This is a genomic window from Caballeronia sp. GAFFF1 (assembly GCF_023630705.1).
Lineage (GTDB): Bacteria > Pseudomonadota > Gammaproteobacteria > Burkholderiales > Burkholderiaceae > Caballeronia.
On record NZ_JALQEM010000009.1, the window covers coordinates 26,021 to 49,591 of the forward strand.

17 protein-coding genes are annotated in these 23,571 nt (G+C 65.2%); 15 read left to right on the plus strand and 2 right to left on the minus strand.

Annotated elements, in window-relative coordinates; translation table 11 throughout:
• Positions 1-559: 559 nt before the first annotated feature.
• The 6 genes from hrpA to NCR37_RS04820 all read left to right on the plus strand — a co-directional run bounded on the left by hrpA (position 560) and on the right by NCR37_RS04820 (position 9,795).
• Positions 560-5,038: an ATP-dependent RNA helicase HrpA gene (gene hrpA / locus NCR37_RS04795; protein WP_250472005.1), complete on the plus strand. Its 4,479-nt coding sequence runs from the start codon at positions 560-562 to the stop codon at positions 5,036-5,038.
• Positions 5,039-5,194: 156 nt separating this feature from the next.
• On the plus strand, positions 5,195-6,217 hold the full coding sequence (locus tag NCR37_RS04800; RefSeq protein WP_250472006.1) for a YVTN family beta-propeller repeat protein: 1,023 nt from the start codon (positions 5,195-5,197) through the stop codon (positions 6,215-6,217).
• Positions 6,218-6,327: 110 nt separating this feature from the next.
• The gene (locus tag NCR37_RS04805; protein ID WP_250472007.1) at positions 6,328-7,344 is read left to right on the plus strand and encodes a sterol desaturase family protein; all 1,017 of its coding nucleotides are present in this window, start codon (positions 6,328-6,330) and stop codon (positions 7,342-7,344) included.
• Positions 7,345-7,430: 86 nt separating this feature from the next.
• Positions 7,431-8,267 (plus strand): EI24 domain-containing protein, encoded by an 837-nt coding sequence (locus NCR37_RS04810; protein ID WP_250472008.1) that lies wholly within the window; start codon positions 7,431-7,433, stop codon positions 8,265-8,267.
• A gap of 29 nt (positions 8,268-8,296) precedes the next feature.
• On the plus strand, positions 8,297-9,109 hold the full coding sequence (locus NCR37_RS04815; RefSeq protein ID WP_250472009.1) for a competence/damage-inducible protein A: 813 nt from the start codon (positions 8,297-8,299) through the stop codon (positions 9,107-9,109).
• Positions 9,106-9,795 carry a copper homeostasis protein CutC gene (locus tag NCR37_RS04820; protein WP_250472010.1) on the plus strand — a complete coding sequence of 230 codons (690 nt, stop codon included), beginning with the start codon at positions 9,106-9,108 and terminating at the stop codon, positions 9,793-9,795. Before NCR37_RS04815 ends, NCR37_RS04820 begins: the two co-directional genes overlap by 4 nt.
• 16 nt (positions 9,796-9,811) lie before the next feature.
• Here NCR37_RS04820 and NCR37_RS04825 read toward each other — a convergent pair whose 3' ends face one another.
• On the minus strand, positions 9,812-10,276 hold the full coding sequence (locus NCR37_RS04825; RefSeq protein ID WP_244848345.1) for a rhodanese-like domain-containing protein: 465 nt from the start codon (positions 10,274-10,276) through the stop codon (positions 9,812-9,814).
• Positions 10,277-10,632: 356 nt separating this feature from the next.
• Here NCR37_RS04825 and glnA point away from each other — a divergent pair, with 356 nt between their 5' ends.
• From glnA to ntrC, 3 genes are all read left to right on the plus strand, one after another.
• Positions 10,633-12,048 (plus strand): type I glutamate--ammonia ligase, encoded by a 1,416-nt coding sequence (gene glnA / locus NCR37_RS04830; protein WP_175939973.1) that lies wholly within the window; start codon positions 10,633-10,635, stop codon positions 12,046-12,048.
• A 167-nt stretch (positions 12,049-12,215) separates the two neighbouring features.
• The gene (gene glnL / locus NCR37_RS04835) at positions 12,216-13,358 is read left to right on the plus strand and encodes a nitrogen regulation protein NR(II) (protein WP_250472022.1); all 1,143 of its coding nucleotides are present in this window, start codon (positions 12,216-12,218) and stop codon (positions 13,356-13,358) included.
• A 139-nt stretch (positions 13,359-13,497) separates the two neighbouring features.
• The gene (ntrC, locus tag NCR37_RS04840) at positions 13,498-14,982 is read left to right on the plus strand and encodes a nitrogen regulation protein NR(I) (RefSeq protein ID WP_250472011.1); all 1,485 of its coding nucleotides are present in this window, start codon (positions 13,498-13,500) and stop codon (positions 14,980-14,982) included.
• 14 nt (positions 14,983-14,996) lie between these two features.
• On the opposite strand, the gene xth is transcribed toward ntrC, so the two are convergent.
• Complete coding sequence (gene xth / locus NCR37_RS04845; protein ID WP_250472012.1) at positions 14,997-15,776, minus strand: exodeoxyribonuclease III; 780 nt, start codon at positions 15,774-15,776, stop codon at positions 14,997-14,999.
• 185 nt (positions 15,777-15,961) lie between these two features.
• Between xth and NCR37_RS04850 the strand changes: the two genes are divergently transcribed.
• From NCR37_RS04850 to NCR37_RS04875, 6 genes are read left to right on the plus strand one after another with little or no spacing between them, the layout of a single operon-like run.
• Positions 15,962-16,069, plus strand: coding sequence for a potassium ABC transporter ATPase (locus NCR37_RS04850; RefSeq protein WP_250472013.1), 108 nt, complete (start codon positions 15,962-15,964; stop codon positions 16,067-16,069).
• Entirely contained in the window at positions 16,066-16,161 is a 96-nt protein-coding gene (locus tag NCR37_RS04855) for a potassium-transporting ATPase subunit F (RefSeq protein WP_175939976.1), read from the plus strand. Before NCR37_RS04850 ends, NCR37_RS04855 begins: the two co-directional genes overlap by 4 nt.
• The gene (kdpA, locus tag NCR37_RS04860; RefSeq protein WP_250472014.1) at positions 16,158-17,963 is read left to right on the plus strand and encodes a potassium-transporting ATPase subunit KdpA; all 1,806 of its coding nucleotides are present in this window, start codon (positions 16,158-16,160) and stop codon (positions 17,961-17,963) included. Before NCR37_RS04855 ends, kdpA begins: the two co-directional genes overlap by 4 nt.
• A gap of 13 nt (positions 17,964-17,976) precedes the next feature.
• Positions 17,977-20,106: a potassium-transporting ATPase subunit KdpB gene (gene kdpB / locus NCR37_RS04865; RefSeq protein ID WP_284506788.1), complete on the plus strand. Its 2,130-nt coding sequence runs from the start codon at positions 17,977-17,979 to the stop codon at positions 20,104-20,106.
• Between the two features lie 10 nt (positions 20,107-20,116).
• Positions 20,117-20,695: a potassium-transporting ATPase subunit KdpC gene (gene kdpC, locus NCR37_RS04870; RefSeq protein ID WP_250472015.1), complete on the plus strand. Its 579-nt coding sequence runs from the start codon at positions 20,117-20,119 to the stop codon at positions 20,693-20,695.
• Positions 20,696-20,744: 49 nt separating this feature from the next.
• The gene (locus tag NCR37_RS04875) at positions 20,745-23,483 is read left to right on the plus strand and encodes a DUF4118 domain-containing protein (RefSeq protein WP_250472016.1); all 2,739 of its coding nucleotides are present in this window, start codon (positions 20,745-20,747) and stop codon (positions 23,481-23,483) included.
• The last annotated feature ends 88 nt before the right edge of the window (positions 23,484-23,571 follow it).

Below are 23,571 nucleotides of genomic sequence, written 5' to 3' on the forward strand. Positions count from 1 at the left end.
GGGGAAGTCTGATCGCGGATTGCGATCGCCCGCTGCCCGAAGCACGGACGATGCTGCGAAGCCGGCCCAGTCTGATCAACGCGGCGCAGTTGCACCGAAGCCGGATCGCGCAACGCAAGCGCGAACTGGCAGAAGCGTGGAGGACAGCGCAAAGGCGGCAGAGTCCAGCCAACGCGGCGTGGATGCGCCGAGGCAGGATCCCGCGACTCGATCGCGCGCTGGGTTAGGCGCGGAAAGCGCCGCGGACCCCGACCAATCAAACCAACGCGGCGCAGAAGCGGCCAAGCTGGGTCGCCTCACCAAATTGCCCGGTGTCCGAGGCGCGGACGATGCAGCGCCGCCTGCTCAACGTGTGCAACGCGGCGCAGTTGCACCGAGGCCGGATCGCGCAATGCAATCGCCAGCCGGCCGCAGCGCGAGAGACGGCGCAGAGGCGACACAGTCCAGCCAACGCGGCGTGGATGCGCCGAGGTCCGATCGGGCGATTCAATCGAGCGGTGTTTTGGGCGCGGGAAACCCCGTTAAGCCTGAACAATCCAACCAACACGGTGCCGGCGGGATGAGGCTCACTCGCGCGGCGCAACCAGCGGCTGTCTCCAGCGCGGAACGCGCCGCGAACCCGGCACAATTGAACGAACGCGGCGCAGAGGCGGCGAAGCCCAGTCGCCAAACGCAATCGCCCGCCGTGCGGGGCGCGGGGACGGCACAATCGGATCAGCGCGAAACGATCGCGTCGAAGCCGCATTATGCGGACGAGTCGGACGTTGGCCGAAGCGCAAGAAACGGCACGAACGTCGAGCAGCCCGACCGGCGCGGAGCGAGCGCGGTGGAGCGGCATCGCGCGGAACAGAAACAGTCGCCCGCTGTTCCCGGCGCACAGAAGCCGGCGCAATCGAATCAGCGGGATACGGAGCGCCAGAGCGACGGCCCGGCGCGCGCTCGGTCGCAGGAACGGGCGGCGGCATCGTCGGTCGGCGAAACGAACGCCGCGCCCCGAGCGGACGACGGCGCATCCCATCGCGAAGCCCGCCGCGCGAACGCGGACGAGCACACGCACGCGGCCGCCGCCGAACGCGATGACCGCATCGCAACGCGGAACACAACGCCGGCCCATCACAATCCGCGCAGCGCCGAGAGGCCGCCCCGCGCCGAAGCCCGCGCCGAGCGCAAGCGCCACGAACCCCGCACCGTCACGCCGAATCCGATCCCGCCGATCACCTTCCCCGAGGCGCTGCCCGTCTCCGGCCGCCGCGAAGAGATCGCGCGTGCGATCGAGTCGAATCAGGTCGTCATCGTCAGCGGCGAAACGGGCTCCGGCAAAACCACGCAGCTGCCGAAAATCTGCCTCGCGCTCGGACGCGGCCTCGGCGCGGGCGGCGCCGGCTTGATCGGCCACACGCAGCCGCGCCGGATCGCGGCCTCGGCGACAGGGCGGCGCATCGCGGAGGAACTCGGCACGCCGTTCGGCGAAGTCGTCGGCTACAAGGTGCGCTTCACGGACAATCTCGCGCCCGGCGCGTCCGTCAAGCTGATGACCGACGGCATTCTGCTCGCCGAAACGCAGACCGACCCGCTGCTCAAAGCCTACGACACCATCATCATCGACGAGGCGCACGAGCGCAGCCTCAACATCGACTTCCTGCTCGGCTATCTGAAGGAGATCCTGCCGAAGCGCCCGGACCTGAAGCTGATCGTCACATCCGCGACCATCGACGCCGGCCGTTTCGCGCGCCACTTCGGCAGCGAAGAGAAGCCCGCGCCGGTGATCGAGGTGAGCGGGCGGCTGTATCCGGTCGAAATCCGCTATCGCCCGATCGAAGAGGAAAGCGAGGCGATCAAGAATGCGCAGGGCACGCCGCAGAAACGAAGCGACCGCAAGACGGACCGCGATCTGATGGAAGGCATCGTCGATGCCGTCGACGAACTCTGCCGCGAAGGCCCGGGCGACGTGCTCGTCTTCCTGCCCGGCGAACGCGAGATTCGCGACGCCGCCGAGGCGCTGCGCAAGCACCATCCGCCGCATACGGAGATTCTGCCGCTCTTCGCGCGTCTCTCGGCGCAGGAGCAGGAGCGCGTGTTCAGGCCGTCGAACGCGCGGCGCATCGTGCTGGCCACGAACGTCGCGGAGACGTCGCTGACGGTGCCGGGCATCCGCTATGTCGTCGATACGGGCACCGCGCGCGTGAAACGCTACTCGTACCGCAACAAGGTCGAGCAGTTGCAGATCGAGCCGGTGTCGCAGGCGGCGGCGAACCAGCGCGCGGGCCGCTGCGGGCGCGTGGCGGACGGCGTCTGCATCCGGCTTTACGACGAAGCCGACTTCCAGTCGCGCCCGCGCTTCACCGATCCGGAGATTTTGCGCTCGTCGCTCGCGGCGGTGATCCTGCGCATGAAGTCGCTGCATCTGACGGAGATCGAGACGTTCCCGTTCATCGAGCCGCCGCCGGGACGCGCGATCGCGGACGGCTATCAGTTGCTGAACGAACTCGGCGCGGTCGATGACGACAACGCGTTGACGCCGCTCGGCCGCGAACTCGCGCGCCTGCCGCTGGACCCGCGCGTCGGCCGCATGATTCTCGCCGCGCGCGACCATCACGCGCTCACGGAAGTGCTCGTAATCGCCTCCGCGCTTTCGGTGCAGGACCCGCGCGACCGGCCGATCGAAGCGCAAGAGCAGGCCGACGAGAAGCATCGCCAGTTCGTCGACGAGCGTTCCGAATTCCTGCAATGGACGCGAATCTGGAAGTGGTTCGAGGAAGCGGTCGCGCACAAGAAGTCGAACAAGCAGCTCGCCGACGCGTGCCGCGCCAACTTTCTCTCGCATGTGCGCTTGCGCGAATGGCGCGACGTGCATTCGCAGTTGCTGACCGTCGTGCGCGAGCAGGGCTGGCGGCTGAACGAATCGGATGCCACGTTCGAGCAAGTGCATCTGTCGCTGTTGACGGGCTTGCTCGGCAACATCGGCGTGAAGGCCGACGACGAGCCGCATTATCTCGGCGCGCGCGGCATCAAGTTCCATTTGTGGCCGGGCTCGGCGCTGCTGAAGAAAGCGGGGCGCTGGGTGATGGCGGGCGAGCTCGTCGAGACGAGCCGGCTGTATGCGCGGACCATCGCCAAGATCGAGCCGGAATGGCTCGAAACGGTCGGCGCGCATTTGCTGAAGAAGTCGCTTTCGGACGCGCATTGGGAGAAGAAGGCGGCGCAGGTCGTCGCGTTCGAACGCGCGACGCTCTACGGCCTCACCGTCTACGCGCGGCGGCGCGTGAGCTTTGGCAAGCAGGACCCGAAATATGCGCGGGAGCTTTTTATTCGCGGCGCGCTCGTCGAAGGCGAGTTCGACACGCGTCTGCCGTTTTTCGCGCATAACCGCAAGCTGGTCGCGGATATCGAGCAACTGGAGCACAAGTCGCGCCGCCAGGACGTCCTGGTCGACGACGAACTGATCTACGCGTTCTACGATTCGCTCGTGCCCGAAGGCATCTGGACGGGCGCGGCGTTCGAGCGGTGGTATCGCGACGAACAGAAGAAAGAGGGCAGGCAGCAACTGCTTTTCCTGTCGCGCGACGACCTCATGCGCCATGAAGCCGCCGGCGTCACGACCGATCTGTTCCCGAAGCGCATGACGATGTCCGGCATCGAAATGACGCTGTCGTATCACTTCGAGCCGGGCGCGCCGCGCGACGGCGTGACGCTCACGGTGCCGCTCTACGGGCTGAATCAGATCGACGCGCGCCGCGTCGAGTGGCTTGTCCCGGGCATGATCAAGGAAAAGACGCAACTGCTCCTGAAGTCGCTGCCGCAGAAGCTGCGCCGGCATGTGGTGCCGTTGCCGGAATACGCGGCCGCCTTCGCCGAGCGTCACGCGGGGCCGAAGTTCGGCGCGGGCGCGCTGATCGACGCGCTTATCGCGGATATTCGCGATCAGACGCAGATCGCCGTGAAAAGCGCCGATTTCAAGCTCGAAACGCTGCCCGCGCACCTGTTCATGAATTTCAAGGTGATCGACGAGCACGGCCGGCAACTCGCGATGGGCCGCAATCTCGCGCAACTGCGCGGGGAACTCGGCGGGCAGGCGCAGCAGCACTTCCAGAAGCTCACGGCGGAAGCGGCGAGTGTCGCGCTCGACGCGCTTTCGGGCGATTCGAACGTACCGGCCGCTCAGGCCGCGCCCGCCGAAAGCACCGCGCTCTACGAAAACCTGACGACGTGGAACTTCGGCAAGTTGCCCGAGTTGCTCGAAATCGGCCGGCGCGGGCAGACGCTTTTCGGCTATCCGGCGCTCGTGGATCGCATCACGCACTGCGACGTGGAAGTCTTCGATTCGCCGGAGGAAGCGGCGCGCATTCATCGCGCGGGCTTGCGGCGGCTCTTTGCGCTGCAATTGCGCGAGCCGATTCGCTATCTGGAGAAGAACCTGCCGGGCCTGCGCGAAATGTCGATGCAATACATGGCGCTCGGCACCGCCGACGAGCTGCGCGACCAGATCGTCGAGACGGCGCTCGACCGCGCGTGCCTGCAAGACCCGCTGCCCGACGACGACGCCAGCTTTCACGCGCGCCGCGACGCGGCGAAAGGGCGCCTCACGTTGCTGGCGAACGAAATCGCGCGCCTCGCCGGGACGATTCTCGCGGAGTACGCCGCGCTGACGAAGAAGCTGGCGCAGGCCAAGCCCTTCGCCACCGCGTACGCCGACATGCAGGCGCAATTGGGCGGGCTGATCGGCAAACGCTTCGTGATCGATACGCCGTACGCGCAGCTCGCGCACTTCCCGCGCTATCTGAAAGGCATCGCACTGCGCATCGACAAGCTCAAGGCCGACGCCGCCCGCGACGCGCGCCTGATGGCGGAGTTGCTGCCGCTCGTGCAGCAGTATCAGCGGACGTTGTCGCAGCGCGGCGGCGTCGCGGATGCGCGGCTCGCGGAGTATCGGTGGCTGCTCGAAGAACTGCGCGTGTCGCTCTTCGCGCAGGAATTGCGCACGCCGATGCCGATATCGGTGAAGCGCCTCCACAAGGTCTGGGAATCGATGCAGCGGTGACGCGTCCGCGTTCTTGCGCGAACGTGGCGGAAAGCCGCGCCAACGGGCGGCATTTCTTGCGCACGCGCATCGAATTGCGCAAAAAGAGCCGCATCGTCAACGCGTTGGAGCATGCAAACGTTCTACAATGAGGCCTGCTTTCCGACGTGTACATTCATGCGCTCCACATTTTTCTCCGGCCGCCTCCGCGCGCCCGCCGCCAGCGCCGCGCGCTTCGCGGTTCCGGCGGTCGCAGCGTTTGCCGCGACCGCGGCATTCGCCAATAACGTCATCGTGCTCAATTCGGCCGAAGCCACGCTGAGCCTCATCGACGAAAACACGCACCAGGTCATCGGCACGGTGCCCACCGGCAAAGAGCCGCATCACCTGATGCCGACGCCCGACAATTCGTCGCTGATCGTCGCGAATTCGGTGTCGAACAACCTGATGTTCGTCGACCCGAAAACGGGCGCGGTGCAACGCTGGGTGCAGGACATCGAGGATCCGTATCAGATCGGTTTCTCGCCGGACCGCAAGTGGTTCGTCTCCACCGGCCTGCGCCTCGACCGGCTCGATATCTACCATTACGACGGCAAGACCCTGAGCCTCGCCAAGCGCCTGCCGCTCGCGACCATGCCGAGCCACATTGCGTTTTCGAACGACAGTTCCACGGCGTTCATCTCGCTTCAGGTGTCGGGCGAGATCGCGGCCATCGACCTGCCGACGCAGACGGTCAAGTGGAAGATGAAGGTCGGCAAGGTGCCGGCGGGCGTCTGGCTGACGCCCGGCGACAAGTTCCTGCTCGTCGGCATGACGGGCGCGGACTATGTGGCCGTGGTCGACTGGCGCAACCAGAAGGTCGTGAAGACCATCACGACCGGCAAGGGCGCGCACAACTTCCGCTCGATGGTGGACGGCAAGCACGTTCTGGTGTCGAACCGGGTGGCGAACACCATCAGCATCATCGACGAAGATACGCTCACGAACGTCGGCGACATCACCGGCCTCTTGCCCGGACCGGACGACATGGAACTTTCCGCCGATAAAAAGTATCTCTGGGTGACGTTCCGCTTCGCGAAGCATGTCGGCGTGATCGACCTTGCAAACCGCAAGCTCATCCAGACTATCGCGGTGGGACGCTCGCCGCACGGCATCTTTTTCCTCGACCGCGCGCCGGTCACCGCGCCCAACGGCGCCTGAAGGCGGCGGCGATCGGTGACAGAAGGGCGCTTGCGGGCGCCCTGTACTACGATTGAGTCACGGGCCGCTGGGCGTCATTTCCCAGGGCCGGCCGACTTCCACGGAGCACCATGTTTCACGTCATTCTCTCGTTCCTCGACAGCTTCGTTTCTTCGGTGCAGACCACGTTGTACGTGGATGTCGTGCAGCCGCTGCTCTTCAAGATCGGCATGATGGACTACGACGAAGACACGTACGACGCGCTGTACTGGGTGATCGTCGGCGTGCTGGAAGTGATCGCGATGTACGCGATCCTGCGCCCGCTGGAAGCCTTGCGCCCCGCGGAGCAATGGCAGGACCGCAAGGGCGTGCGCGTGGACGTGCTGTATACGTGGATCGTGAAGCTGGGCATCCTCAATCTGTTTTTCTTCTTCACGTTCCAGCCTATTTTCGATTCCGCGCAAAGCTGGCTGCGCATTCACGGCGTGCCTACGCTCGAAATCGACAATCTGTGGCCGGGCGTGACCACGCAGCCGCTCGTCACGTTCGCCATCTATCTGATCCTGCTGGACCTGGCCGGTTACTGGTATCACCGGCTCGAGCATCGCTTCGGCATCTGGTGGGAACTGCACGCCGTCCATCACAGCCAGCAGAAGATGTCCCTGTGGTCCGACGACCGCAACCACCTGCTCGACGACGTTTTGCAAGCGAGCTTTTTCGCCGCTGTCGCGCTCGTGATCGGCGTGGAGCCGTCGCAATTCGTCGTGCTCGTCGCCATCACGAACCTGATGCAGAGCGTGCAGCACGCGAACATCCGGCTGCATTTCGGCTGGCTCGGCGACCGGCTGATCGTGAGTCCCGCGTTCCATCGCCGTCATCACGCGATCGGCTATGGTCACGAAGGCACGGCGTACGGCTGCAACTTCGGCGTGCTGTTTTCGTTCTGGGACATCCTGTTCCGCTCCGCGTCGTTCGACCGCACCGTGGAGCCGACTGGCATCCGCGATCAACTCGGCGCGCCGGGCACCGCGCCCGTCAGCTACGGCGACGGCTTCTTCGAGCAACACTGGCTCGCGTTCAAGCGCATCGGCGCGCGTCTCGCGGCACGGCGCGCGGCGGATTCCGGCAAGCGGTCGGCTGCCCTCTGAGCCTTTCATTCGCCTTCTTGTGGTGCCAGCGCGCCGAACCCGCGCTGGTTTATCCTGTCGCTTACTCTTCCTTTAACGAATCACGCATGAATGATCTGCTGCGTTCGTTCGTGCGCGCGCTGGCGAACGTCTTCCATCCGCGCATGCTCTGGCTCACGCTGATGCCATTCGCGGTCGCCACCGCCGTCTGGGGCGCGCTCCTGTGGTTTTTCTGGCAGACGCTCACCGGCGCGGCGAACGGCTGGCTCCACGGCTGGGCGCTGACCTCCGCGATGTACCGCCTTTTCGACGCCGTCGGCTTCTCGTCGCTGCATGCGGTCATTGCGCCGTTCCTCGTCGTCATCGTGACGATTCCGCTGATCGTCGTGACGGTGCTCCTCCTGATCGCCACGCTTTCGATGCCGGGCGTCATCAAGCTGCTCACGCGCCGTCCGAAGGGTCACTATGCAGCGCTCGAAGCGCGGCGCGGCGGCTCGTGGTACGGCAGTCTCGGGCATTCGGTCCTGACGACGATCGTGTGTCTCGTGGCGCTCGTCGTGACCTTGCCGCTCTGGCTGATCCCGCCTTTCTTCGCGCTGATTCCGCCGCTCCTGTGGGGCTGGCTCACGTATCGCGTGATGACCTACGACGCGCTCGCGGTGCACGCGAGCCCCGACGAACGGCGCGCGATCGTGCGCGAATCGCGCTGGCCGCTGCTCGCCATCGGCATCGTGAGCGGACTATTGAGTTCCGTTCCGACGCTGCTCTGGGCGTGGTCGGTCTGGCTCTTGCCGCTGTTTCCGGTCGTGGCCGCGGTGACGATCTGGGCGTATGCGTTCATTCTCGTGTTTTCGGCGCTGTGGTTCGCGCACTACTGCCTGCACGCGCTCGCACGGCTGCGGGCGAACGAGCCGCGTTATCCGGCCATCACGGCGCAGTCCTGAACGGCGGTCAACAGAAAGAAGAGGCACTCATGGGCATTGGCGTCATCATCATCGGCGACGAAATCCTGTCCGGGCGGCGCACGGACAAGCATCTGCCGAAAGTCATCGAACTGTTGGGCGCGCGCGGGCTGTCGCTCGACTGGGCGGAATATGTCGGCGACGATCCCGCGCGCATCACCGCGACACTCGCGCGCACGTTCGCGTCGGGCGACATCGTGTTTTCGACGGGCGGCATCGGCGCGACGCCCGACGATCACACGCGCCAGTGCGCGGCCAGGGCGCTCGGCGTGCCGCTCGCGTTGCAGCCCGAAGCGGCGGAACTGATCCGCGCGCGCATCCGCGACATGGCGGGCGACCAGCCTGCGGATCTCGATTCGCCCGAGAACCTGCATCGGCTGAACATGGGCATGTTCCCGCAGGGCGCTGAGATCATTCCGAACAGTTACAACAAGATTCCGGGCTTTTCGGTCGGCGACCATCACTTCGTGCCGGGATTTCCGGTCATGGCATGGCCGATGATCGAATGGGTGCTCGACACGAAATACGCGCATCTGCACCACGCGACGCCGTATGTCGAGCGTTCGCTACTTGTCTTCGGATTGCCGGAATCGCGCATCACGCCGCTGATGGTCGCCATCGAGCATGATTTCGCGGGCGTGCGGGCCTTCAGCTTGCCGAGCGTCGGCGACGCGGCGCGCGGCGCGCTCTACGCGCGGCCGCACATCGATCTGGGCGTGAAGGGCGATCCCGAGCGCGCGAACGCCGCGTTCGAGGCGCTGCGCGAAGGCGTGGCGGCGCTGGGCGGCGAAGTCGTCGAAGTGCCGCCGGAGGATGCGCGTTGATTCTGCTCGAAGTCATCGCGACGACGGTCGCGGACGCGCGCGCCGCCGAGCTTGGCGGGGCGGACCGCATCGAACTGATCACCGCGATGGGCGAGGGCGGGCTGACGCCGAGCATCGGGCTGATCGAGGCGGTCGTGGACGCGGTCGAGATTCCGGTGAACGTGATCGTCCGTCCGCATAGCCGCTCGTTCGTCTACGATGCCGACGATCTAGGCGTCATGCTGCGCGACGTTCGCGCCATCGCGAAGACCCGTGCGAACGCGATCGTCGTGGGCATGCTGCGCGAGAACCGCGAGATCGATACCGATGCGCTCGCGCGCGTGATCGACGCCGCCGGTGGCTTGCCGCTGACGTTCCACCGCGCGATCGACGAGGCGCGCGATTTATCCGCCGCCTTCGACACGCTGCTCGGCTTCGACGCCATCACGAACGTGCTGACGTCGGGCGGCCAACCGTCGGTGCTGCAAGCGCGAGGGCAAATCAGTTCGCTCGTCGAGCGCTCGAAAGGCACGCGTTGCACCGTGCTTGCCGGTGCGGGCCTGACCGTGGACGCCGTCGCGCCCTTCGTCCACGCGACAGGCGTGCGCGCGGTCCACTTCGGCTCGGGCGTGCGGATCGGCGGCAAAGGGCTCGCGCCCGTCGACGACGCCGCCGTCGCCCGCGCGCGGGCATTGCTCGACGGCTAGCGCCCGACGCGCGGCCTCACGCCCCGATCCACGGCAATCCGCGAAAGCACCATCCCGACACCGTCTTGCGGTGCCCTTGACCGTCCTTGTCGCCTTCGAAGCCTTCCAGCAGGTCGTAGGCTTTCGTGAACCCCTGATTCTGCGCGGCGACGGCGGCGAGCTTCGAGCGCGCGGCGCTGCGGCACAGAAACACGAGCGGCGTATCAGGAGTGGCGATTTGTCTTAATTGTTCGATAAACTCAGCGTTCGGCACCGAACCCGGGTAGCGGATCCATTCGATGTGCGCGTATTGCTCGCCGTTGATCGCGGGCCGGCCCACCCAGTCGAGTTCCGCGCGGGTGCGCACGTCGACCAGACGAGCGCGCGGTTCGAGTTGAAGAAACTCGAAGGCTTCGGCGGGCAGCAGCGCGCCTGCGTAGGTGAGATTGTTCTCGGCGGCCCGGCTCGCGGCTTTGCCGTACAGTTGGTCGAGCGTACTCATGGCGAGGTGTCTCCGTTGGCTAAACGTTAATTCTAGCGTGGTGTGCAAGCGCGCAACTCGGGAACACAGGAGCACGTTTTCGGTGCATCAAACGACGCAAGCACAGCCGCGGTGCGTACGGAAGACCGTGCTAGGATGGATGCACATTATTGGTGCTTGGTGGTCAGCAGGAGCGAGGCGGCAGAATGGAATATCCCTTGTGCCTCGCCGAAAATCCTAAGCAGTTCAGTCATTTAGCCAGCGCATAAAGCGCATGGCATAGAAGCTGCTTTTCCCACCCTCGATTGAAACGGCAGTGCAGAATTGGTCGAGGCGGCGAAGCGATTCGCCGACTTTTGTTAATCAGGAGATAGGTAATGAGTAAATCCGTGGCCGACGTCATGCAACTCGTCAAGGACGAGGACGTCAAGTTTGTCGATTTTCGCTTCACCGACACGCGCGGCAAAGAACAACACGTTTCCGTGCCGGTCTCGGCATTCGACGAAGACAAATTTGAAAGCGGCCACGCTTTCGACGGTTCGTCCATTGCCGGCTGGAAGGGTATCGAAGCGTCGGACATGCTGCTCGTGCCGGATGCGGACACCGCGTTCATCGACCCGTTCTACGAAGAATCCACGCTGGTTCTGACTTGCGACGTGGTGGAGCCGGCCGACGGCAAAGGCTACGAGCGCGACCCGCGTTCGCTCGCGAAGCGCGCCGAAGCGTATCTGAAGAGCTCGGGTCTGGGCGACACCGCGTTCTTCGGTCCGGAACCGGAATTCTTCATTTTCGACTCGGTGCAGTGGAACACGGACCAGTCGGGCACGTTCGTGAAGATCGGCTCGGAAGAAGCGCCGTGGTCGTCGGCGAAGGAATTCGAAGGCGGCAACACCGGCCACCGTCCGGGCACGAAGGGCGGCTATTTCCCGGTGGCTCCCGTCGACACGTTCCAGGACATCCGCTCGGAAATGTGTCTGCTGCTCGAACAGATCGGCATTCCGGTCGAAGTGCACCACCACGAAGTGGCGGGCCAGGGCCAGAACGAAATCGGCACCAAGTTCTCGACGCTGGTTCAGCGCGCGGACTGGCTGCAGCAGATGAAGTACATCATCCACAACGTCGCGCATACGTACGGCAAGACGGCCACGTTCATGCCCAAGCCGATCGTCGGCGATAACGGCTCGGGCATGCACGTTCACCAGTCCATCTGGAAGGACGGCCAGAACCTGTTTGCGGGCAACGGCTATGCGGGCCTGTCGGAATTCGCGCTGTTCTACATCGGCGGCATCATCAAGCATGCGCGCGCGCTGAACGCGATCACGAACCCGGGTACGAATTCGTACAAGCGTCTCGTGCCGCACTTCGAAGCGCCCGTGAAGCTGGCTTACTCGGCTCGCAACCGGTCGGCGTCGATCCGCATTCCGCACGTGAGCAATCCGAAGGGCCGCCGTATCGAAACGCGCTTCCCGGATCCGCTCGCGAATCCGTACCTGTGCTTCTCCGCACTGATGATGGCGGGTCTCGACGGCGTGCAGAACAAGATTCATCCGGGCGAAGCCGCGGACAAGAATCTGTACGACCTGCCGCCGGAAGAAGACGCGAAGATCCCGACCGTTTGCGCGGGCCTGGATCAGGCGCTCGACGCGCTGGACGGCGACCGCGAGTTCCTGACGCGCGGCGGCGTGTTCACGGATTCGATGCTCGACGCGTACATCGAACTGAAGACGAACGAGCTGCAGCGTTATCGTCAGGCGGTGCATCCGATCGAGTTCGAGATGTACTACTCGTTGTAACGCATGAAGGCAGCGCGTTTCGTTGATTCCAATTCGATGAAGCGCGCTCGCCGCATGTCATGAAGAACGACGGAAAAGGGACGGCGCGCCGTCCCTTTTTTAATCGCTCGCGGTTGTCACGCAACGAGAAGAAGATCGGTAGCACGAACGACCTCAATCATTGCACGATGGTGCTCAAGAATCTGATCAAGGCGCGAAAGGGTCACGCCGATGCGCTCTCCGACGATACGCAACTCGCCGCGACCGGGTTGCTGCCCGGCCTCGAAGCGCTGCCGACTGTCGTGCTGGTGCTCGACAAGCGCAATCTGAGGATCGCGTACGCGAACCCGTCGGCGGAGTCGATGCTGGAGATGTCGCGCAAGCAGCTGATGCAGACGCATTGGCCCGAACTGTTCGCGAACGCCGACGAACTGGCGATGACGATCGCTTCGATCGCGGAGAACCGCTTCAACGCGACGCGGCTCGACGCGGCGCTCGAACGCGCGGGGCGCGAGCCGGTTCATGTGCATGCGATCGTCGCGTATCTGGAAGCCGCGCCCGATTACGTGCTGCTCGAACTCTTCGAGAACGAGCGCCACTTGCGTACGGATCGCGAAGAGCGCATCCACGATCTGACGGCGGTCAACAAGCAACTCATTCGCAATCTCGCGCACGAGATCAAGAATCCGCTCGGCGGCATTCGCGGCGCGGCGCAACTGCTGGAATTCGAACTCGGCGCGCGCGAACGCGACGAGTTGCGCGAATACACGCAAGTCATCATCAAGGAATCGGACCGCCTGCAAACGCTCGTCGATCGCTTGCTGGAGCCGCACCGGCATCCGCATATCGTCGGCGACGTCAATATTCACGAAGTCTGCGAGCGCGTGCGCGCGGTGATCCTCGCCGAGTTTCCGCGCGGCCTCACGATCGAACGCGACTACGACGTGAGCGTGCCCGACCTGCGCGGCGACAAGGAGCAATTGATTCAGGCGCTGCTCAACATCGTGCGCAACGCGGCCGAGGCGCTCAAGGAGCGCATCTCGCAAGGCGACGCGAAGATCGAGCTGCGCACGCGCATCGCGCGCAAGGTGACCATCGGCAAGCGCCTGCACAAACTGGCACTGGACTTGCATATCACTGACAACGGTCCCGGCATTCCGAGCGATATCCGCGACCGCATCTTCTTTCCGCTCGTATCGGGCAGGGAAGACGGGAGCGGCCTCGGCCTCACGCTCGCGCAGTCGTTCGTGCAGCAGCACGACGGACTGATCGAAGTAGAGAGCAAGCCGGGCTGCACTGAGTTCGCCATCTTGTTGCCATTCGGAAACTGACACGCCGGGAACTGACACGGGAAATCAACCAACATCGACATTCACCAGACTGCGGGCCGCGATTCTCGCGCGAAGCCACGAAGCCTGACCGTTTCGACGGGCATACACCGAACCACACGAAGACTTCTCGCCGAACGATATGAAGCCGATCTGGATAGTAGACGACGACCAATCCATCCGTTGGGTGCTCGAAAAAGCGCTCGCACGAGAGAACTTCACGACGCGCAGTTTCTCGGGCGTGCGCGACGCGCTCGCCGCGCTCGAAACCGAAAGCCCGCAAGTGCTGGTATCGGATATCCGCATGCCGGGCGGCTCGGGGCTCGAACTGCTGCAAACGGTGCGCGACAGGCTGCCGGGGCTGCCCGTCATCATCATGACGGCGTTTTCCGATCTGGATAGCGCGGTCGCGGCATTCCAGGGCGGCGCGTTCGAATATCTCGCGAAGCCGTTCGATATCGACAAGGCGGTGGAATTGATCCGCCGCGCCGTCGACGAAAGCATGCGCGGCGAGGCCGCGTACGACGAGCGCGTGACCGAAACGCCCGAGATGTTGGGACAAGCGCCTGCGATGCAGGACATGTTCCGCGCAATCGGCCGGCTCTCGCATTCGGCGGCGACCGTGCTCATCACAGGCGAATCAGGCACCGGAAAGGAGCTTGTCGCGCGCGCGTTGCACCGACATAGCCCGCGGGCCAACGGGCCGTTCATCGCGCTCAATACGGCGGCGATTCCGAAAGATCTGCTGGAGTCCGAACTATTCGGTCACGAACGCGGCGCGTTCACGGGTGCGCAGGCCATGCGGCAGGGCCGCTTCGAACAGGCCGAGAACGGCACGCTCTTTCTCGATGAAATCGGCGACATGCCGTTCGATCTGCAAACGCGGCTTTTGCGCGTGTTGTCCGACGGGCAGTTCTATCGGGTCGGCGGCCATAATCCGCTGCGCGCGAACGTGCGCGTGATCGCGGCGACGCACCAGAATCTGGAATCGCGCGTGCGGCAGGGCTTGTTTCGCGAGGACTTGTATCATCGCCTCAACGTGATTCGGCTGCGTCTGCCGGCGCTGCGCGAACGCAGCGAGGACATTCCGTTGCTCACGCGGCACTTCCTGCAAAAGAGCGCGCGCGATCTGGGCGTCGAGCCGAAGCGCGTGTCCGACAGCGCGCTCGCGTATCTCGCGTCGCTGCCGTTTCCCGGCAACGTGCGGCAGCTCGAAAACCTGTGCAACTGGCTCACGGTGATGGCGCCCGCGCAGGTGATCGAGCAGAAGGACCTCCCGCCCGACCTCACGCCGCGGCAGGACGTCACGCCGGAGAGCATCGCTGTATCGACCGATGGCGCGGTCGCGCCGAACGGCTCGGCCATGCCGGCCTCGGCGCCTGCTTCGGCGCCGCCAGCGGGCGTGCCGGCGAGCGTGTGGGAAAATGGCTTGCGCACGGAAGTCGCGCGGCTGTTGCGCGAAAATTCCGCCGATGTCATGGACGAACTCGCGCGCCGCTTCGAAGCCGCCGTGATTCGCGAGGCGCTCGACTTCACGCGCGGGCGCAAGGTCGAAGCGGCGGAGCGCTTAGGCATCGGCCGCAATACGATCACGCGCAAGATTCAGGAACTGCATCTCGACGCGTGAGCACCAAGCACGGATCAGCAGCCGACCGTCGCCACCACAGGCGCGTGGTCGGACGGCTGATCCCACTTGCGCGGCACCTTGTCGATTTCGCATGACGTGCACAGCGCCGACAACTCCGACGACAGCAGGATGTGGTCGATGCGCAGGCCCGCGTTGCGCCGGAACGCCAACATGCGGTAATCCCACCACGTAAAGAGCTTTTCGGGCTGCTCGAACTTGCGGAATGCGTCGGTGAGTCCCAGGCCGACGAGCTGCATGAAGTGCGCGCGTTCTTCCGGCGAAACGAGGTTCTGTCCTTCCCACGCCTTCGGGTCGTGCACGTCGCGGTCTTCCGGCGCGATGTTGTAATCGCCGAGCAGCGCGAGCTTCGGATACTGCGTCATCTCTTCGCGCAGCCATTCGCGCAGCGCATCCAGCCAGCGCATCTTGTACGCGAACTTCTCGGAACCGGGCGCCTGCCCGTTCGGGAAATACGCCGATACCATGCGCACGCCGTTCACCGTCGCGGCAATCACGCGCTGCTGCAAGTCTTCGAAGCCGGGAATGTTGCGGACCACGGTGGCGTCGTGCACCTCGATGCCGTCGCGAACCAGAATGCCGACGCCGTTATACGTCTTTTGTCCCGCGAACCAGCTTTTGTATCCGGCGGCTTCGAGTTCCGCGCGAGGGAATTTCTCGTCGGGCAGCTTCAGTTCCTGAAGGCATAGCACATCCACTTGCGAGAGTTGCAGCCAGTCGGTGACGTGCTGAAGACGGACCTTGAGAGAGTTGACGTTCCAGGTGGCGATTTTCATGTGACGGCGTTGGCCTGCGGCTTCTTGAGTGTCGATCGAAGCCGGAATGATAACGCCACGACGCTTGCGCACCGTCACGCGCTCGTTTACGCGATTTTTACGCCGCCCCGCGAACTCTTGCCACGCCCTTTATCCCGGTCCTCGTACTCTTGCAGGCGTCCAATGCACAAGAGGAGAACCGAACAATGGACCTGCTTTACGTCGCCGGCATCGCCCTGTTCTGGGCGCTGTGCGCGGCGCTGACCGTGGGCTGCGAGCGCTTGCGCCGCCGTCTGCCGGGAGCGCGCGCATGACTGCATGGATGATCTGGCTCGCGGCCGCATCGACGCTGCTGCTTCTGGCCTACCTCGTGTACGCGCTGCTGCGCGCGGAGGATCTCGAATGAACGCCGACACGTTCACGCAGACGGCGCTGTTCATCATCGTACTGATCGCGCTTGCCATTCCGCTCGGGCGATACATCGCCGACGTGCTCGACGGCTCGTCGGTCGTCGTACGCAAGACGAAGCGCTTCGAAGACGCGTTGTATCGCATCGCAGGCGTCGATGCGGATGCCGAAATGTCGTGGAAGCATTACGCGCTCGCGGTGCTGCTCTTCAACGCGCTCGGCGCGCTCGTGCTCTACGCGCTGCTGCGCCTCCAACACGTCTTGCCGGCCAACCCGCAAGGCATGGCCGCGATGACGCCGGACGCCGCGTTCAACACGGCGGTGAGCTTCGTCACCAATACGAACTGGCAGGACTACGGCGGGGAGAGCACGCTCGGCTATCTCGCGCAGATGCTCGGCCTCACGGTGCAGAACTTTCTCTCGGCGGCGACCGGCATCGCGGTCGTCATCGCGCTGATTCGCGGCTTCAAGCGGCACAGCGCGCAGACCATCGGCAACTTCTGGGTCGATCTCACGCGCACGACGCTCTACGTGCTCGCGCCGCTTGCCGTGGTGTTCGCGCTCGTCTTCGTGAGCCAGGGCGTGATTCAGAACTTCAGGCCGTACCAGGACGTGTCGACGCTGCAAGTCACGAGCTATCAGGCACCCCAGACCGACGCGCAAGGCAACGCCGCGAAAGATGCCCGCGGCAATCCGGTCATGCGCGAAATGAAAGCCGACAAGCAGTCGCTGCCGATGGGCCCGGTCGCGTCGCAGGAGGCGATCAAGATGCTCGGCACGAACGGCGGCGGCTTCTTCAACGCGAACTCGGCGCATCCGTTCGAGAACCCGACGCCGCTCTCCAACTTCATGCAGATGATCGCGATGCTGCTCATTCCGGCCGCGCTGTGCGTCGTGTTCGGCCGCATGATCGGCGACAGGCGGCAGGGCTACGCCGTGCTCGCGGCGATGACCATCGCGTTCGCGGCGGCGTGCGTCGCCGAGATATCGGCGGAGCAGGCAGGCAATCCGCTCTTCGCGTCGCTTCATGTCGATACCCACGCGAGCGCGCTGCAAGCGGGCGGCAACATGGAAGGCAAGGAGACGCGCTTCGGCATTGCGCAGTCGGGCATCTTCACCGTGGCGACCACCGCGGCGTCCTGCGGCGCGGTCGACGCGATGCACGACTCGCTTACGCCACTGGGCGGCCTCGTTCCGATGCTCCTGATCCAGCTCGGCGAAGTGATCTTCGGCGGCGTCGGCTCCGGCTTGTACGGCATGCTCGTCTTCGCGCTGCTCGCCGTGTTCGTCGCGGGACTGATGATCGGCCGGACGCCCGAATACGCCGGCAAGAAGATCGAATCGTTCGAGATGAAGATGGTCGCCATCGCGATCCTGCTCACGCCGCTTCTGGTGCTCGCGGGAACATCGGTGGCCGTGCTGACGGCATCGGGCACGGCGGGCATCGCCAATCCGGGCGCGCACGGTTTCTCGGAAGTGCTGTACGCGTTCAGCTCGGCCGCGAACAACAACGGCAGCGCGTTCGCGGGCCTTTCGGTGAACACGCCGTTCTACAACGTGCTGCTCGGCATCGCGATGTGGCTCGGCCGCTTCGGCTCGATCGTGCCGGTGCTGGCGATTGCGGGATCGCTCGCGGCGAAGAAGCGCCTCGCCGTCACCGCCGGCACCTTGCCGACACACGGACCGCTTTTCGTGGTGCTGCTGCTCGGCACGCTTTTGCTCGTCGGCGCGCTCACGTATGTGCCGGCGCTCGCGCTCGGACCTGTCGTCGAGCATCTGACGATGATCGCCGCTCACTGATTTCGAGGAACAGATGACTCAACTGAATCATGCGCCGCTGCATCGCCCGGAGAACCTCGGGCAAGCGCGCACGGCGGCGCGTTCGATGTTCGATCCGGCGCTCGTCAAACCCGCCATCGCCGATTCTTTCGCGAAGCTCGCGCCGCGCACGCAACTGCGCAATCCGGTGATGTTCTGCGTGTACGTCGGCAGCATCCTGACGACGGTGCTGTGGATCGCCGCGCTCGCGGGTGAGGCGGAAGCGCCCGCAGGCTTCATCCTCGCCGTTGCGCTGTGGCTGTGGTTCACCGTGCTCTTCGCGAACTTCGCCGAGGCCCTTGCCGAAGGGCGCTCGAAGGCGCAGGCGGCGTCGTTGCGCAGCGCCAAGCACAACGTGACGGCGAAGAAGCTCAACGAGCCGCATCCGAAGTCGCCGATCCGCATTGTCGCGTCGAGCGATCTGCGCAAGGGCGATGTCGTGCTGATCGAAGCCGGCGACGCCGTGCCCGCCGATGGCGAGGTGATAGACGGCGTCGCGTCCGTCGACGAATCCGCGATCACGGGCGAATCCGCGCCCGTCATCCGCGAGTCGGGCGGCGACTTCTCGTCGGTGACGGGCGGCACGCGCGTGCTGTCGGACTGGATCGTCGTGCGCGTGACAGCCGACCCCGGCGAGGCGTTTCTCGACCGCATGATCGCGATGGTCGAAGGCGCGAAGCGGCAGAAGACGCCGAATGAAGTCGCGCTCACGATCCTGCTCGTCGCGCTGACGCTCGTGCTTCTGTTCGCCACCGCGAGCTTGCTGCCGTTCTCCCTGTTCTCGGTCGAAGCCGCGAAAGCCGGACACGTCGTCACGATCACCGCGCTCGTCGCGCTGCTCGTCTGCCTGATTCCGACGACCATCGGCGGGCTGTTGTCGGCCATCGGCGTCGCGGGCATGAGCCGCATGATGCAGGCGAACGTGATCGCGACTTCCGGCCGCGCGGTCGAAGCCGCGGGCGACGTGGACGTGCTGCTGCTCGACAAGACCGGCACGATCACGCTCGGCAACCGGCAGGCGTCGTCGTTCGCGCCGGCGCCGGGCGTGAGCGAGCGCGACCTCGCCGACGCCGCGCAACTCGCGTCGCTCGCCGACGAAACGCCGGAAGGCCGCAGCATCGTCGTGCTGGCGAAGCACCGGTTCGATATCCGCGAACGCGATATGGCCACGCTCGGCGCAACGTTCATCGCGTTCAGCGCGCAGACACGCATGAGCGGCGTCGATGTGCCGGATCGCGAGATACGCAAGGGCGCGGCCGATGCGGTGAGAAAGTACGTCGAAGAACGCGGCGGGCGTTTTCCGCAAGAAGTGCAGCATGGCGTCGACGAGATCGCGCGGCGCGGCAGCACGCCGCTCGTCGTCGCAGAGTACGTCGCGGGCAAGGCGCGCGCGCTCGGCGTGATCGAACTGAAGGACATCGTGAAGGGCGGCATCAAGGAACGCTTTGCCGAGCTGCGCAAGATGGGCATCAAGACCGTGATGGTCACGGGCGACAACCGGCTGACGGCGGCGGCTATTGCGGCGGAAGCGGGCGTGGATGACTTTCTCGCGGAAGCGACGCCGGAAGCGAAGCTCTCGACGATCCGCGCGCATCAGGCGGAAGGGCGGCTCGTGGCGATGACCGGCGACGGCACCAACGACGCGCCCGCGCTCGCCCAGGCCGACGTCGCGGTGGCGATGAACACCGGCACGCAGGCGGCGAAGGAAGCGGGCAACATGGTCGATCTCGATTCGAACCCGACGAAGCTGATCGAGATCGTGGAGATCGGCAAGCAGATGCTGATGACGCGCGGCTCGCTCACGACGTTCTCCATCGCCAACGACGTCGCCAAGTACTTCGCGATCATTCCTGCCGCTTTCGCGACCACGTACCCGCAATTGCGCGTGCTCGACGTGATGCATCTCGCGTCGCCGTCGTCCGCGATTCTTTCGGCGGTGATCTTTAACGCGCTCATCATCGTGTTTCTGATTCCGCTCGCGCTGAAGGGCGTGAAGTATCGCGCGCTCGGGGCGGCTTCGTTGTTGCGGCGCAATCTCCTCATGTATGGGCTCGGCGGCATCGTGCTGCCGTTTCCGGTCATCAAGCTGATCGACATGACGATCACCGCGCTCGGTTGGAACTAGGAGAAGAATCATGAAGAATGCATTGCGTCCGGCTATCGTCTTGTTCGTCGCGTTAACCGTCGTCACCGGCTTGCTGTATCCGCTCGTCGTGACGGCGGTATCGCAGACGGTGTTCCGGCATCAGGCGAACGGCAGTCTCATCGCGCTTGACGGGAAGATCGTCGGTTCGGAACTGATCGGCCAGCAGTTCGACGCGCCGCGCTATTTCTGGGGCCGCTTGTCCGCCACGACGCCGAATCCGTACAACGCGGGCAGCTCCGGCGGATCGAATCTCGGTCCGACCAATCCCGCGCTCGCCGAGACCGTGAAGGCGCGCATCGCCGCGCTGCACGCCGCCGATCCTTCGAACGACGCCGCCGTGCCCGTCGATCTCGTCACCTCATCGGGCAGCGGGCTCGACCGGGACATCAGCCCGGCGGCGGCCGCGTATCAGATCGCACGCGTGGCGCGGGCCCGCGGGCTGTCCGTCGCGCGAGTCAATGCGCTCGTCGTCGAGGCGACGTCCACGCGCACGTTGGGCGTGATCGGGGAACCTGCGGTGAATGTGCTTAAATTGAACCTCGCGCTGGACCGGGCGAGCGTTCGCTGAGCGCCGCCATTTCCCACGCGCGACATGACGAGAACCCGCCCAGGAGCCCATGCGTCCGACCCCCGATGAACTGCTCGACAAGCTGCAACGCGAGGAAGCGAAGCGCCAGCGCGGCCGGCTGAAGGTGTTCTTCGGCGCGTCGGCGGGCGTCGGCAAGACCTTCGCGATGTTGCAAGCCGCGCGACGCCGGCGCGACGAAGGTGTCGATGTCGTGATCGGCGTCGTCGAAACGCATGGCCGCAAGGAGACGCTCGCGCTGTGCGCGGGCCTTGCGACGCTGCCGCCCGCGCACATCGACTATCGCGGCCGCACGCTCGCGGAATTCGATCTCGACGGCGCGCTCGCGCGCAAGCCGCAACTCATCGTCGTCGATGAACTCGCGCATTCGAACGTGCAGGGTTCGCGGCACCTGAAGCGCTGGCAGGACGTGCACGAACTGCTCGACGCGGGCATCGACGTGTACACGACCCTCAACGTGCAGCATCTGGAAAGCCTCAACGATATTGTCGGGCGCATCACCGGCATTCGCGTGTGGGAGACGGTGCCCGACCGCGTGTTCGATCACGCCGATGAAGTCACGCTCGTCGATCTGCCGCCCGAGGAACTGCTCGATCGTCTGCGCGAAGGCAAGGTGTACTTGCCGGAGCAGGCCGAGCAGGCGGTGCGCAACTTCTTTCGCAAGGGCAACCTGATCGCGCTGCGCGAGCTGGCGTTGCGCCGCACCGCCGACCGCGTCGATGCGCAAATGCGCGAGTACCGCGCGGACCGGTCGATCCAGCGCATCTGGCGGGCGCGCGAGCGGCTGATCGCGTGCGTGGGGCCGGGACCGGAAGGCGCGGCGCTCGTGCGCGCGGCGGCGCGGCTCGCGGCGGCGCTGAAGGCGGACTGGCTCGCGGTCTATGCCGAAACGCCGAAGCTCCAGCGCCTTTCCGACGATGAGCGCCGCCGCACGCTCGACGCGCTCGAGCTCGCCTCGGAACTCGGCGCGGAAACGGTGACGCTCGATGGCGCGGACGCCGCCGCGACGCTCATCGACTACGCGCGCATGCGCAATGTGTCCAAGCTCGTCGCGGGCGCGCCGGCCGCGCGAAGCTGGCGGCGTGTCGTGCAAACGCCGGTCGCGGAGCGCATCGTCCGGGATGCGGCGGATATCGATGTCACGCTCGTCTCCGCCGGCCCGCGCGACGAATCGCAAACGCGGCGGGCGTCGTTAGCCGGCGCGTGGCGCGACGCCGGGCATTCGCCGCCGCGCGCCTACTTCTACGCGCTCGCCATCGGCGCGGCGATCACGCTGGTCGCGCATGGGCTGGCCGCGCGGCAGATTGCGCTCACCAATCTCGTGATGCTGTATCTGCTCGGCGTGATCTTCGCCGCCGTGCGGCTCGGGCGCGGGCCGGGCGTAATGCTGTCCTTCGTGTCGGTCGCGGCGTTCGACTTCTTCTTCGTGCCGCCCGCGCTGTCGTTTTCCGTCACCGACACGCAATACGTGCTCACCTTCGTCGTGATGCTGCTGACATCGCTCACGATCAGCCATCTCACGTCGAGCCTGCGCCGCGAGGCGCGCATCGCGTCGCAGCGGGAACGGCGCACCAGCGCCATGTACGCGATGACCAAGGAACTCGCTGCCGCGCTGATGACCGGGCAGATCATCGAGATCGGCACGCGGCATGTGGCCGAGGTCTTTCACGCGAAGGTCGCGATGCTGCTGCCCGATGCGAGCGAACGCGTGCGCCAGAAAGTGGACGAGCCTAACGCGGAAGCAATGCTCGACGCCGCGCGCATCGACTTCGATATCGCGCAATGGGTCTACGAGCAACAGAAGCCCGCGGGCCGCGGCACCGACACGCTGCCCGCCACCGATGCGCTCTACCTGCCGCTGCGCGCGCCGATGCGAACGCGCGGCGTGCTCGCGATCGTCGTCGAGCGGGAAGCGGAGCTGGCCGTGCCCGAGCAGCGGCGCATGATCGAGACGTTCGCGGCGCAGATCGCGCTGGCGCTCGAACGCGTGCATTACGTGGATATCGCGCAGGACGCGCTCGTCAACATGGAGTCCGAACGCCTGCGCAATTCGCTGCTCTCCGCGATCTCGCACGACCTGCGCACGCCGTTGACGTCGATAGTGGGTTTCGCGTCGGTGCTGGAGGAAGAGGCGCGCGCGATCGGCGGTCTTTCGGGCGAGTCACAAGAACTGGTGCACGCGATCCACGAAGAGGCGCTGCGCATGAGCGGGCTCGTGACGAACCTGCTCGACATGGCGCGCTTGCAGGCGGGCGCGATCCGGCTGAACCGGCAATGGTCGATGCTCGAAGAAACCGTCGGCGCCGCGCTCGCGACCTTGAGGCGCACGCTCGCGGGCCGACCCGTGCAGGTGCGCGTGCCGTCGAATTTGCCGCTGCTGCGGCTCGACGCGGTGCTGATGGAGCGGCTCTTCGCAAACCTGCTGGAGAACGCGGCGAAATACACGCCCGCGCATACGCCGATTTCCATCGCGGCAGAAGAAGAGACATCGGGCGATGTGCGCGTCGTGATCGACGATGAAGGGCCGGGCGTGCCGGCCGGAATGGAGACGCGCCTCTTCGAGAAGTTCACGCGCGGCGAGAAGGAATCGGCGCAACCGGGCATCGGGCTCGGGCTCGCGATTTGTCGCGCGATCGTGGAGGCGCACGGCGGGCGCATCGGCGTGGAGAATCGCGTCGACAGCGAAGGGCGCGTGTGCGGCGCGCGCTTCTGGTTCACGCTGCCGGCGGACGAAGCGCCGCCTGTTATCGAGCAGGCCGAGCGTATGTGAGGCATGCATGCGCGATCGCACGGTTGGGAAGTCGGCGCGGCGTTAGATTGTTCGAATAAAACCATCCTTCAATCGCCGACGCTTTCTT